Origin of the sequence: Rahnella bonaserana, assembly GCF_019049675.1 — a bacterium.
Taxonomy (GTDB): Bacteria; Pseudomonadota; Gammaproteobacteria; order Enterobacterales; family Enterobacteriaceae; genus Rahnella; species Rahnella bonaserana.
The window spans coordinates 325,363-339,328 of the sequence record NZ_JAFMOW010000067.1; the positions used below are offsets into that span (position 1 = coordinate 325,363).

General features: G+C 53.0%; 8 protein-coding genes. 5 read left to right on the forward strand and 3 right to left on the reverse strand.

Features of this window, described 5'->3' with window-relative positions; all coding sequences use genetic code 11:
• Positions 1–5: 5 nt before the first annotated feature.
• Positions 6–875, reverse strand: a complete 870-nt coding sequence (gene rsmI / locus J1778_RS20935) for a 16S rRNA (cytidine(1402)-2'-O)-methyltransferase (RefSeq protein WP_217174799.1) — start codon at positions 873–875, stop codon at positions 6–8.
• A gap of 61 nt (positions 876–936) precedes the next feature.
• Between rsmI and J1778_RS20940 the strand changes: the two genes are divergently transcribed.
• From J1778_RS20940 to dolP, 4 genes are all read left to right on the forward strand, one after another.
• Positions 937–2,970 carry a penicillin-binding protein activator gene (locus J1778_RS20940; protein ID WP_217174800.1) on the forward strand — a complete coding sequence of 678 codons (2,034 nt, stop codon included), beginning with the start codon at positions 937–939 and terminating at the stop codon, positions 2,968–2,970.
• A 63-nt stretch (positions 2,971–3,033) separates the two neighbouring features.
• Positions 3,034–3,402, forward strand: a complete 369-nt coding sequence (locus J1778_RS20945) for a YraN family protein (RefSeq protein ID WP_217174801.1) — start codon at positions 3,034–3,036, stop codon at positions 3,400–3,402.
• 30 nt (positions 3,403–3,432) lie between these two features.
• A complete protein-coding gene (gene diaA, locus J1778_RS20950) occupies positions 3,433–4,023 on the forward strand; it encodes a DnaA initiator-associating protein DiaA (protein WP_217174802.1) in 591 nt (196 codons plus the stop codon).
• Between the two features lie 9 nt (positions 4,024–4,032).
• Positions 4,033–4,608 (forward strand): division/outer membrane stress-associated lipid-binding lipoprotein, encoded by a 576-nt coding sequence (gene dolP / locus J1778_RS20955; protein ID WP_217174803.1) that lies wholly within the window; start codon positions 4,033–4,035, stop codon positions 4,606–4,608.
• 69 nt (positions 4,609–4,677) lie between these two features.
• Here dolP and mtgA read toward each other — a convergent pair whose 3' ends face one another.
• The gene (gene mtgA, locus J1778_RS20960) at positions 4,678–5,400 is read right to left on the reverse strand and encodes a monofunctional biosynthetic peptidoglycan transglycosylase (RefSeq protein ID WP_217174804.1); all 723 of its coding nucleotides are present in this window, start codon (positions 5,398–5,400) and stop codon (positions 4,678–4,680) included.
• A gap of 895 nt (positions 5,401–6,295) precedes the next feature.
• Positions 6,296–8,635 carry an aerobic respiration two-component sensor histidine kinase ArcB gene (gene arcB, locus J1778_RS20965; protein ID WP_217174805.1) on the reverse strand — a complete coding sequence of 780 codons (2,340 nt, stop codon included), beginning with the start codon at positions 8,633–8,635 and terminating at the stop codon, positions 6,296–6,298.
• A gap of 871 nt (positions 8,636–9,506) precedes the next feature.
• Between arcB and gltB the strand changes: the two genes are divergently transcribed.
• A complete protein-coding gene (gene gltB, locus J1778_RS20970; protein ID WP_217174806.1) occupies positions 9,507–13,964 on the forward strand; it encodes a glutamate synthase large subunit in 4,458 nt (1,485 codons plus the stop codon).
• The last annotated feature ends 2 nt before the right edge of the window (positions 13,965–13,966 follow it).

Genomic DNA, 13,966 nt, shown 5'->3' on the forward strand with positions numbered 1-13,966 from the left:
ACGCCCTATTTGTCACCCTCTTGCTCGTCAAGCGCGTATTTATACAACGCATTCTTTTTCACGCCGTGGATTTCAGCAGCCAGCGCAGCGGCTTTTTTCAGTGGCAGTTCTTTTTGCAAGAGCGCCAGAGTACGCAGTGCTTCTGCCGGTAGCGCTTCAGTATCGACTTTATGGCCTTCAACGATCAGCACCATTTCACCGCGTCTGCGCGTTTCAACTTCCTGCACCCAGGCCAGCAGTTCGCCGACCGGCGCACCGTGAATATTTTCCCAGGTTTTAGTCAGTTCGCGCGCCAGCACCACATAACGCTGCGGCCCCCACACTTCCACCATATCCTGTAGACTGTCGATCAGACGGTGAGTCGATTCGTAGAAAATCAACGTGCGCGGCTCTTCGATTAAAGCCTGCAACGTATCTTTACGTGATTTGGTTTTTGCCGGCAGAAACCCTTCGTAACAGAAACGGTCAGAAGGTAAACCTGCGGCGCATAACGCGGTGATTGCTGCACAGGCACCCGGTAACGGCACCACACGGATACCCGCCTCACGACAACGACGCACCAGGTGATAACCGGGGTCATTAATGAGTGGCGTACCGGCATCGGAAACCAGCGCGATGGTCTGCCCTTCCTGCAATTTTGCCAGCAAATGCTCGGCTTTCTGCTGTTCATTATGATCATGCAGCGGGAACATTTTGGCGGTGATCGCGAAATGTTGCAGCAGCAATCCGGTGTGGCGGGTGTCTTCTGCGGCAATCAAATCTACACTGTTCAGTACGGCCAGCGCGCGTTGGGTAATATCCCCTAAATTGCCAATTGGCGTCGGTACGATATACAGCGTTGAGGCAGAAATATCTGCTTGATCGTCTTGATTCATTGTTTCATCCGGATTGCCGATTTAATATTGAGCATCTTGAAAAAACATCACTGGAAACTGAATGCCTTCCTCAATGACCTTTCGTACCCGTTCGGGACGTTTACTCCCTGCCATTATCGTGGCTATGCTTCTCGCCAGCTGTTCCGGTCAGGCACCACAGGCGCCGACAGAAAGTGTCCAGGGTGCAGCGTCCGGCAGCTCTGACTATTATCTGCAACAGGCACAGCAAAGCGGTGATGATAACAAGGCTGACTGGCAATTGCTTGCAGTGCGTGCCCTGATACGTGAAGGCAAAGTGCCGCAGGCCGCTGAACAACTGGCTAAAGTGCCGCAAAATCTGACCGCCGCACAAACTCTCGAGCAGCAACTGACCAGCGCGGAAGTGCAGGTCGCGCAGAAAAACTATCAGGCCGCGGCCACCAGCCTGAGTAAGATAGACCCGACCAATCTGACCAATGATCAGAAAGCGCGTTACTATCAGGCGCAAATTGATACCAGCCAGGGACGCACCAGTCTCGGGCTGATCCGCGCGTATATCGCTCAGGAACCGCTGTTGCAGGGCAAACTGCATCAGGACAACATCGACCAGACCTGGACAGCGCTGACGCAAATGTCCGCGCAGGACGTCAACAGCATTGTCATTAATGCCGATGAAAACACGTTGCAGGGATGGCTGGATTTACTGAGCGTCTGGCAGAGCAACAAGCAGGATCCTGATCTGCTGAAAGCCGGGATCAAAGACTGGCAGCGTCGTTATCCGGTGAATCCGGCAGCGAAAACCCTGCCGACACAACTTAATAACGTACTGAGCTTCCAGCCAGCCTCGACCGGCAAAATTGCGCTTTTCCTGCCGATGAGCGGTCCGGCGCAGGTTTACGGGAATGCGATTTCGCAAGGTTTCAATGCGGCTATGAACGGTCAGCTTAGCCAGCCTGCACCACAAGCAGCGCCTGCTGATCCGAATGCACAGACGCAGCCACCGGCAGACCCGAACGCGGCGGTGAGTACTTCCGCACCGGATGCCAGCCAGCCGCAAACCGATCCTGCTCAGACACAGCCTGCTGCGACGCCGGCAGCACCTGTTACCACGCCTGCCGCCAGCAGCAATGCGCAGGTGAAAGTGTATGACACCAACGGTCAGCCTCTGGCGGCGCTTCTGACACAAGCTCAGCAGGATGGCGCCACACTGGTTGTCGGCCCGCTGCTCAAAGATCAGGTCAATGAACTCTCTTCAGATCAGACTCCGCTGAATGTTTTAGCGCTTAATCAGCCAGAAACTGAGAAAAACAGCCCGAATATCTGTTACTTTGCGCTCTCGCCGGAAGACGAGGCACAGGACGCTGCGCGCCATATGTGGGCGGAGCAAAAACGTATGCCGCTGTTACTGGTGCCGCGTGGCAACTTTGGCGACCGCATCGCGCAGGCTTTTGCTAACGAATGGCAGAAGCTGGGCGGTGGCACCGTTCTGAAACAAGGTCTCGGTTCAGGCAGTGAATTGCGTTCTTCTATCGGCAGCGGTATCCGCCTGACCGGTACACCGGTCATCGCCAGTGACGCTGCCGCACCGGCACAAGCACAGGGCGTGACGATTGGTGGCATTACCATCCCGGCGCCACCGACAGATGCCCAGATTACCCAGGGCAGCACCGGTGGCGCTGTGGACTCCGTCTACGTGGTGGCGACACAAGGTGAGCTGACGCTGATTAAACCGATGCTGGATCTGGCCGTGAATGGTCGCGTTCGTCCTTCAGTGTACGCCAGCTCCCGCAGCTATCAGGCAGGTGCCGGTCCGGACTATCGTCTGGAAATGGAAGGCGTGCAGTTTAGCGATATTCCGTTACTGGCTGGCAGTAACCCGGCGCTGATGCAGCAGGCAGCCGCGAAATTCGGCAACGACTACTCGCTGGTTCGCCTCTACGCGATGGGGATTGATGCCTGGAGTCTGGCGAATCATTTCTCCCAGATGCGCACCTTGCCTGGCTTCCAGGTTTCCGGTAGCACTGGCGATCTGAGCGCTAATGAGAATTGCGTTATCCATCGCAAACTGCCGTGGCTGCAATACCGCCAGGGCTCGCTGGTGCCGGTTTCTTCATAAGGGAAACCAGACCGCGCCGCTGAGACGGGAACGTTCAGCCTTAGCAAGTACAAGGACGTACTGATGAAACTTTTTTTATCCAAAACGCGGGCATGCGGCGATAAATACGAAGCCTTTGCCCGTCGTTATCTTGAAAGAGCCGGGTTAATCTTCGTGGCCGCCAACGTGGCCTGCCGTGCAGGCGAAATTGACCTGATCATGCGTGACCAGCAAACCTGGGTGTTTGTAGAAGTCCGCTACCGGCGTAACGCTGATTTTGGCGGAGCGGCGGCCAGCGTGACAGTTCAAAAACAGCAGCGCCTGTTACGCGCGGCGTCTTTTTGGCTTGCAGGAAAAAATGCAAGCTTTGACACATCATCTTGCCGTTTTGATGTATTAGCCATCACAGGCAGCCAGGTAGAATGGCTGCGTGATGCTTTCAATGCGGAATAAATATTACGACGACTGACTGGACCAAAACCCGTGCTGGAAAGAATCAAAGTCTGCTTTACAGAAAGTATCCAAACTCAGATTGCAGCGGCAGAAGCCTTGCCTGACGCGATTTCACGCGCCGCGATGACGCTGGTGCAATCGCTGCTCAACGGCAATAAGATTCTGTGCTGCGGTAACGGCACCTCTGCGGCGAATGCTCAGCATTTTTCCGCCAGTCTGATTAATCGTTTTGAAACTGAACGTCCGAGCCTTCCTGCAATCTCACTATGTGCAGATAACATTGTGCTGACCGCAATTGCTAACGATCGTCTGCATGAAGAAATCTATGCCAAACAGGTGCGCGCGTTAGGTCAGGCGGGTGACGTTCTGTTGGCTATTTCTACCCGCGGCAACAGCCGTGATATTGTCAAAGCCGTTGAAGCAGCGGTGACCCGCGATATGACGATTGTTGCATTGACGGGTTATGACGGCGGCGAACTGGCTGGTTTACTTGGCCCTCACGATGTTGAGATCCGTATTCCATCCCATCGCAGCGCCCGTATTCAGGAAATGCATATGCTCACAGTTAACTGCCTCTGTGACCTGATAGATAATACGCTGTTCCCACACCAGGACGATTAAGGAGATCCAATGAAGGCGAGTCCTCTCTTTGCTGTATTGTTAAGCGCCCTTCTGTTACAAGGCTGTGTTGCAGCCGCTGTGGTTGGTGTGGCTGGCGTGGCCACCAAAACGACCACTGACCCGCGTACCGTGGGTACTCAGGTTGATGACAGCACTCTGGAAGCCCGTGTTTCCAATGCCATCAGTAAAGACAAACAGCTGAAAGATGAAGCCCGTATTGTAGCGACTGCCTATCAGGGTAAAGTCCTGCTGACCGGTCAGGCTCCGACACCTGACATGGCCGCCCGCGCCAAACAGATTGCTGTGGGTGTAGACGGTGCGACAGAAGTGTATAACGAGATCCGTACAGGCAAGCCAGTCACTATGGGCACGGCTTCAACGGATACGTGGATCACCACTAAAGTTCGCTCTCAGTTGCTGACCAGCGATTCAGTGAAATCCTCTAACGTAAAAGTGACCACTGAAAACGGTGAAGTCTTCCTGCTGGGTCTGGTCACTCAGGAAGAAGGTAAATCGGCGGCAGGCATTGCGGCTGGCGTCAGCGGTGTCAAACACGTCACCACGGCATTTACTTACGTTAAATAATGGCGTGAAAGTGATAACGAAAAAGGACAGCTCAGGCTGTCCTTTTTTATTCCTCAAAAACGTCCGGCGCTAATGAAGCTTATGCTCTTGCAGGAAAGACTCGCCACCCAGCTGGCTCATCTGGCGCAGTATCCATTGCTGGCGACGCAGTACATAAGCGGAAGGCGCATTCACTTTGAACAGATGCGGATTTGGTAACACCGCTGCCAGTAACGCCGCCTGTGAAGCCGTAAGGCGGCTGGCCGGTTTATGGAAGAAATGCTGCGAAGCCTGTTCCACCCCAAAAACGCCGTCACCAAACTCCACGATATTCAGATATACCGTCAGTATCCGGCGTTTAGTCCACACCGTTTCAATGCCGACCGTCAGGCCCGCTTCCAGCCCTTTTCTCACCCAGCTGCGCCCGTCCCAAAGGAACAGGTTCTTGGCCGTTTGCTGGGATAACGTTGAGGCACCGCGCATTTTTCCGCTCTCTTTATCCAGAACGGACTGAATTGCATCCACATCAAATCCCCAGTGTTCAGGGAATTTCTGATCTTCAGCAGCCATCACGGCAAGCGCCATTGGTGAGGAAATCTCACTCATCGGCACCCAGTCAGAATGTGCGACATAGCCAAAATCACCGGTCAGCCAGGCTGAAACCTGCCGCTCCACCATAACTGCGGAGAAAGGGACCGGTAGAAAAGAAAAAAGAAGAATGCCTGCTACCCATAAGCTGAGTAACAGTATCAGCGCACGTTTCAGCCATAAGAGTGGCTTGCGCCAGAGGCCCTTTCGAGTAATTTTATTCATTTAGCGCTTTCCACAACACATCCGACCATCTAATCAATCTCGATAATAACCTGCAATAACAGGCTAGCGAAATGCAGTTCAACACTGCTAACAATTGAGCAATATGAATGAAACTTTTGCTTACATTCAGAGCGGAAAATTCCGATTTACCCACTACCATCAAGGAGTTCCGGCAAAGGGTCGGGAATTGTTACTTTTCCCCCGCTGATGTATTTTTAAACAAACAAGTAAAATACTTGTGAATGAACCCATAACAGAAACGTAAGCAATGCTTATGATTAATATCGGTGAAAGTGAATAAATTCTCATCGATTATTCCATCGCAAGCGATCACCTAAGTCAAATCTGGCACCTGTAAACCATATCAAATCAGCATTGTGTACGTCTTTTTAACCGAAAAAAAATGCAGTTCCCTAAGTGAAATTTTTTCATTTGAAATAAATTTCAGATCTCTTTCGGGCCCAAAAATGGCATTTCAGTAAAAATCACACATAAACGATGAATTACAGTAAGTTGCCAGTGATTTTGCATTTTATAGAACCGGTTACATAGCCGTAAATGTTGCAAAACCACCGGCTAAATAGCCTGTGGCTGTTCACTTCCATAAGCAAAATTGCATGTCACCAATACATCATCAACATGCTTCATTTGTATTCTGCCAAAAATCCTGCGATAAAGGCTTGATGTTTTGTATAGACAAAGACTAATCTACATCACAGTTTTTAATGAATGTTGTAACAGTTCTGCTTATATTTGTTATGTTGATAGCTACAGGATGTATTAGACTTTAAGACTGAATTCCAAGACCTGCGAAAACCGAACCCTAAAAACTATCGTGGGTTACCTCTTTCCCTGGTGTTGGCGCAGTATTCGCGCACCCCGGCCTCGGCTGGGGTTATTTTTTTTCAGCGTTTGCCGTCCAGTCACGTAACACTTTGATGTCATTGCGCCATTCGGCCTTCAGCTCATCAATCCATTCCTGAACATTATCCCACCAGGCCGGCAGCGTCGGGGTCTGAATCTGTTGCGCCAGTTGCTGCAAATGCTTCAGGCCAACGGAACCTGCGGCGCCTTTGATTTTGTGACCTTCTTCTGCAATGCCTTTTTGATCGCGCGCCGTCATATTCGAATCGAGAACCGCGAGATAACCCGGCATCATCTTTTCAAACATATCTGCACTCTGGTAAATCAGTTTCGCGCCAACCAGATCGATGTACTGCTCAAGCATGGCGGTATCAAGCAACGATTCGCTGTCTTTCATCACTACAGGCTCCTTTTCAGAAACGGAAACTTCAGGCTGATGATCCCAAAATTGCTGGATCATCGCAGTCAGTGCGGAAACAGACAGCGGCTTGCTCAGCACGTCGTCCATTCCTGCATCCAGATATTCTTTTTTGTCCTTCAGCACGTTCGCCGTCAGCGCAATCAGCGGCGGCAGATGCTTACCGGCGTAATCAGTGCGTAACTTGCGGGCGATATCCAGACCGGTCATGTCCGGCAACTGAATATCCAGCAACACCAGATCAAATTCGTCAGGATCAAACATCTCCAGCGCGTCGTGCCCGTTCATGGCCACTTCCACGCTGTTACCCAGTTTCTCCAGCACCGAACGCGCCACGATGACGTTCAGCTCGATATCTTCCACCAGCAGCACATGCAGCGCAGGCAGTGGCATATCTTCTTCTTCGTCCACCTGTTCTGACGGTGCATCCAGTTTAGGTGCTCGTACGGTGAGCGTGAAGCTGGAACCCTGCCCCGGCACACTGCTGACGGTAATATCGCCGCCCATTGTCTGCGCCAGACGTTTTGATACGGCCAGCCCGATGCCCGTGCCGGTCGCCGGTTTGCCACCGTTTTGATCTTTCACCTGATAATACATGGCGAAAATTTTGTCCTGCTCGTCCTGCGGGATCCCCATACCGGAATCGCGCACCACAAAACGCAGCATATCGTTCGGTTCGTAATGCACACTCAGAACAATTTCGCCTTCGCGGGTGAACTTGACGGCGTTGCCGATCAGGTTCCACAGGATCTGACGCAAGCGCGTGCCATCCGTGGTGATGCTGCGTGGCAGCGGCAGATCCGGTTCCATCACGAACTTCAGACCTTTCGGCTGAGCCAGCAGACCGGAGAGGTTTTCCAGATCCGACAGGAATTCCGTGAAATCCACCGGCTGATTATCAAGCTGCACTTTGCGACGCTCGATTTTGTCCATTTCGATAATGTCGTTGAAAATATTGCCGAGGGTGATCGCACTGACGTGAATGGTTTTCAGATAGCTGTGCTGTTCTTTGTCGAGTTCGGTATCGAGCAGAATGCGGCTCAACCCGACAATGCCGTTAAGCGGCGTACGCAGCTCATGGCTGATTGTTGAGATAAAGGTGGTCTTCTCACGGCTGGCATTCTCTAACGCGTCCTGATAACGCTTACGCTCGGTAATATCGCGTCCGAAACCCATCAGGCCATGTCGTTTACCAATACGGTCATAGAACGGCACTTTGCGCAGTTCAAAGCAGGCTTTGCGCCCGTCCGGATAGACCAGCCATTGTTCGTAGGTCAGGGAAACGTTGTGACGGAATACTTTCTCGTCGGTTTCAACTACTTTCTCGGCGATGTCCGGGGTGTAAACATCGTCAGGCGTCAGGCCAATCAACTGCTTCTCGCTTTTGCCGGTCAGCAATTCCATCGCCCGGTTACAGCCGGAGAATTCTTTGTCTTCGTTGCGGTAATACACCAGATCCGGTGAGGCATCGAGGAAAGAGCGTAATAATGCCGATTGCTGGCTCAGTTCGATCTGCGCCTGTTCGCGATGCTGCATTTCCAGTTTCAGCTTATCCACCACCGCCAGACGCGCTTCTTCCGCTTTCACACGATCGGCGATTTCCTGATTCAGCTGGGTAATGTTGTCCTTGAGTTGCTGATTCAGTTCGAGGTCGCGATGGCGCATCTCTTCCAGCTTATCAACCAGGCGCGCTAAACGCTGACGCGACTCTTCAAGCTGCTCAACCACCACCGACAGGAAGTAAACCGCCCAGGGCGTGATCAGCAAACCAAAGAAGATAGAACGAACGACGTCGATACTTTCCACCTGCCCGCGCAGGAGCATGGTGACCGCCATCTGAACGATCATCGCCAGCACCACCAGCGCAGACGCCAGCAGCAGTGAGAATCTCACCAGCCCCAGCTTGACCATCAGATCGACATAATACTGCGCTAAAACCCGGATTTGCTTCATAACGGTTCCCTTAAAACGAAGACGGCTGAATCATACCGCAAAACCTCCCCGGCGTGATGGCGGGGTCATCATTGAGCGTGAAGTTTGTGAGATGCACCGTACAAGGGCTGGTCATGGTGCAATGCAGGAAATAAGGGCAGAGTTATTGACTATTTTACGGGGGGATATTATTAATATCGGCCGGCTTTATGAGGCTGATAAAGTCGCCAACTGCCCTGTGGCTAACATCTTTTCCTTTTATTCTCCGAATCCCTTCCCTCTCGGCGCTTTTCGCGCAGGCATAACTATTCATTATTACTGCAAATAAAGTCATTCCCGGCAATATGAATAATTCTTATTACAAACCTCGCTCAGACACATTATTACTGTCACGTTAAAAACAGTGACAAACCGCATGCCCGCAGACTTTTCCAGTATAAAATACTGGTAAATAAGCACCTGCCAGCACGGTGCGGAGATCCGAGGCTTTTCCTATAGTGAGTCAGCTCACACTTTGCACGCTTTACCACACCGATATTATGCCATTAAAAATGGCAATTAGTTCATATAAATCAAATAATTAAACTCGTTTATATCACTTTTAATATAAGTTAATTCGCCATTTGACCTGATGGTGCTTTCTCGCTAAGTTGGGAGTCCGCTGGAAGCAATCTCGACGGGTGAGCAACTCGTCATATTTATGCAGTAATTGAAGACTCCCTCATTAAAACAAGTCAACCACCACTTGTGAGAACCATCACGAGAGGCCTTTGACGGAGATGTCCGGGCAATCAACGCACCGCAAGAGTGCGCGAAATTGCGGACAAACTCTGTGAATAAGACCGCTCGCGATTGGTGTGAGAGTCTCGCAGAGCCTGGGGAGGTTCACGTTATGTTGTACGATAAATCCCAAGAGAGGGACAACTGTGGTTTCGGCCTGATCGCCCATATAGAAGGCGAACCTAGCCATAAGGTCGTGCGTACTGCGATCCACGCACTGGCCCGTATGCAACACCGTGGCGCGATCCTTGCTGACGGCAAGACCGGCGACGGCTGTGGCCTTCATTTACAGAAACCTGACCGCTTCTTCCGCATGATTGCCGAAGAACGCGGCTGGCGTCTGGCGAAAAACTACGCCGTGGGCATGTTATTCCTCAGCAAAGATGAAAAAGAAGCTGAGGCGAGCCGCCGCATTGTAGAAGAAGAATTGCAAAACGAGACGCTGTCCGTGGTGGGCTGGCGTGACGTTCCGACCAATCCGGACGTACTCGGTGAAATCGCGCTTTCCTCCCTGCCTCGTATCGAACAAATTTTTGTCAACGCGCCTGCCGGATGGCGTCCGCGTGACATGGAGCGCCGCTTGTATATGGCGCGCCGCCGCATTGAGAAACGCATTCAGGATAAAGACTTCTATGTGTGCAGTTTCTCCAACGTGGTCACGATTTATAAAGGCCTGTGTATGCCTGCGGATCTGCCACGCTTCTATTTAGACCTGGCCGACCTGCGTCTGGAATCCGCAATTTGTCTGTTCCATCAGCGCTTCTCGACTAACACCGTCCCGCGCTGGCAACTGGCTCAGCCTTTCCGCTATCTGGCACACAACGGCGAAATCAACACCATCACCGGTAACCGTCAGTGGGCGCGCGCCCGTGCCTATAAATTCAAAACGCCGCTGATCCCCGATCTGCAAGACGCTTCGCCTTTCGTCAACGAAACCGGTTCTGACTCCAGCTCGCTGGATAACATGCTGGAACTGTTCCTGGCCGGCGGGATGGATTTGCTGCGCGCCATGCGTTTGCTGGTTCCGCCAGCCTGGCAGCAAAACCCGGATATGGACGATGATCTGCGCGCGTTCTTTGACTTTAACTCCATGCACATGGAGCCATGGGACGGCCCGGCAGGGATCGTGATGTCAGACGGCCGTTACGCCGCCTGTAACCTCGACCGTAACGGTCTGCGCCCTGCGCGTTATGTCATCACCAAAGATAAGCTGATCACCTGCGCCTCCGAAGTCGGGATCTGGGATTACCAGCCAGACGAAGTGGTCGAAAAAGGCCGTGTCGGACCGGGCGAACTGATGGTAATCGACACCCGCAGCGGCAAGATCCACCACTCAGCGGAAACCGATAACGACCTGAAAGGCCGCCATCCTTATAAACAATGGATGGAGAAAAACGTTCAGCGTCTGGTGCCTTTCGAAGATCTTCCGGAAGATCAGGTCGGCAGCCGCGAGCTGGAAGACACGTTACTGGAAACTTTCCAGAAGCAGTTCGGCTACAGCAGCGAAGAACTTGATCAGATCATCCGCGTTCTGGGTGAAAACGGTCAGGAAGCCGTCGGCTCAATGGGCGACGATACGCCATTCGCCGTGCTTTCCAGTCGTCCGCGTATCGTTTATGACTACTTCCGCCAGCAGTTTGCGCAGGTGACCAACCCGCCAATCGATCCGCTGCGCGAAGCTCACGTAATGTCTCTGGCGACCAGCATTGGCCGCGAGATGAACGTGTTCTGCGAAGCCGAAGGTCAGGCGCACCGTCTGAGCTTCAAATCGCCAATCCTGCTGTGGTCTGACTTTAAACAGCTCACCACGCTCGACAGCAAACACTATCGCGCAGAAACGCTGGATCTGACTTACGATCCGAGCGAACAAAACATGGAGCAGTTCGTCCAGAAACTCTGTGACGAAGGCGAACAGAAAGTACGTAACGGCGCGGTTCTGCTGGTGCTGTCTGACCGCAACATCGCACCAAACCGTCTGCCGTTGCCTGCGCCAATGGCCGTCGGCGCGCTGCAACTGCGTCTGGTGGAAAAAAGCCTGCGCTGCGATGCCAACATCATTGTTGAAACCGCCAGCGCCCGCGACCCGCACCATTTCGCCGTACTGATTGGTTTCGGTGCGACTGCGGTTTACCCGTATCTGGCCTACGAAACGCTGGCCAAGCTGGTCGATACGCAGGTTATCGAGAAGAAATACCGTGAAGTGATGCTGAACTACCGTAATGGCATCAACAAAGGCCTGTACAAGATCATGTCCAAAATGGGCATCTCAACCGTCGCCTCTTACCGCTGTTCAAAACTGTTTGAAGCGGTCGGACTGGCGAAGGATCTGTGCAACACCTGCTTCAACGGCGTGGTCAGCCGTATCGGCGGTGCCGGTTACAGCGACTTCGAACAGGATTTGCTGAACCTGTCCAAACGTGCGTGGCTGAAACGCAAAACACTGGATCAGGGCGGCCTGCTGAAATTTGTCCACGGTGGCGAATATCACTCCTATAACCCGGACGTGGTCACCACCCTGCAAGCCGCAGTGAACAGCGGTGATTACGACGATTATAAAAAGTACGCCAAACTGGTTAACGAACGTCCGGTCGCTACACTGCGTGACCTGCTGAAAGTGACCCCGAAAGGGCAGCCTATCCCGGTGGATCAGGTTGAACCGGCGGAAGGTTTGTATACCCGTTTCGATACCGCAGCGATGTCTATCGGTGCGTTAAGCCCGGAAGCGCATGAGTCTTTGGCCGAAGCGATGAACAGCATCGGCGGACGTTCGAACTCCGGTGAAGGTGGCGAAGATCCTGCACGTTACGGCACCAATAAAGTGTCTCGTATCAAACAGGTGGCTTCCGGTCGTTTCGGTGTGACACCCGCGTATCTGGTGAATGCTGACGTTATTCAGATCAAAGTCGCGCAGGGTGCAAAACCAGGCGAAGGCGGCCAGCTGCCGGGTGACAAAGTGACGCCGTACATCGCGAAGCTGCGTTATTCCGTGCCGGGTGTGACACTGATTTCCCCGCCGCCGCACCACGATATTTATTCTATCGAGGATCTGGCACAGCTGATTTTCGACCTGAAACAGGTCAACCCGAAAGCGATGATTTCGGTGAAACTGGTTTCTGAACCAGGCGTCGGCACTATCGCGGTCGGTGTGGCGAAAGCTTACGCGGATCTCATCACTATTGCCGGCTACGATGGCGGCACCGGCGCAAGTCCGCTGTCTTCCGTGAAATATGCCGGTTGTCCGTGGGAACTGGGTCTGGTGGAAACACAACAGGCACTGGTCGCCAACGGCCTGCGTCACAAAATCCGTCTGCAGGTGGATGGCGGCCTGAAGACTGGCCTCGACATCATCAAAGCCGCGATTCTCGGCGCAGAAAGCTTCGGTTTCGGTACCGGCCCAATGGTGGCGCTGGGTTGTAAATACCTGCGTATTTGTCACCTGAACAACTGCGCAACCGGCGTGGCAACTCAGGACGACAAACTGCGTCGTAACCATTATCACGGCCTGCCAGAACGAGTGGTGAACTACTTCAGGTTCATCACGCAGGAAACCCGTGAAATCATGGCAGAACTAGGCGTCAGCCAGCTGGTTGACCTGATTGGTCGCACTGATTTGCTGACTGAACTGGATGGTTTCACCGCCAAGCAAAACAATCTCGACCTTTCTGCGATGCTGGCAACCGCCACGCCGCATGAAGGTAAAGCGGTGTACTGCACCGAAAGCAACCCGGCGTTCGACAAGGGTCAGCTGAACAAAGACATTCTGGAACAGGCCGCGCCGCACATCGATTCTAAGCAGAGCAAAGCGTTCTACTTTGATATCCGCAACACGGACCGCTCTGTGGGTGCAATGTTGTCAGGTGCGATTGCTGAGAAACATGGCGATCAGGGCATGGCGGCTGATCCGGTGCGTATTAATTTCAACGGCACCGCGGGTCAGAGCTTCGGCGTCTGGAACGCAGGCGGCGTCGATTTAATGCTGACCGGCGACGCGAACGACTACGTGGGCAAAGGCATGGCCGGTGGCCGTATTGCAATCCGCCCGCCAATCGGTTCAGCGTTCCGCAGCCACGAAGCCAGTATCATCGGTAACACTTGTCTGTACGGCGCAACCGGCGGCAAGCTGTTTGCAGCGGGTCGTGCGGGTGAACGTTTCGCAGTCCGTAACTCCGGTGCGATCACCGTAGTCGAAGGCATTGGCGATAACGGCTGTGAATACATGACCGGCGGCATTGTGTGTGTGCTGGGTCGTACCGGCGTCAACTTTGGCGCAGGCATGACAGGCGGTTTCGCTTACGTTCTTGATGAAGACGGCGAATTCCGCAAACGCGTTAACCCGGAACTGGTTGAAGTCCTGGAAGTGGCCGATCTGGCTATCCATGAAGAGCATCTGCGCGGTTTGATCATCGAACACGTACAGTTGACCGCATCGACCCGTGGTGAAGAAATTTTGGCGAACTGGCCGGAATGGGCGCCTAAATTTGCCCTGGTAAAACCGAAGTCCAGTGATGTCAAAGCATTGTTGGGTCACCGTAGTCGTTCCGCAGCTGAGCTGCGGGTACAAGCGCAGTAAGA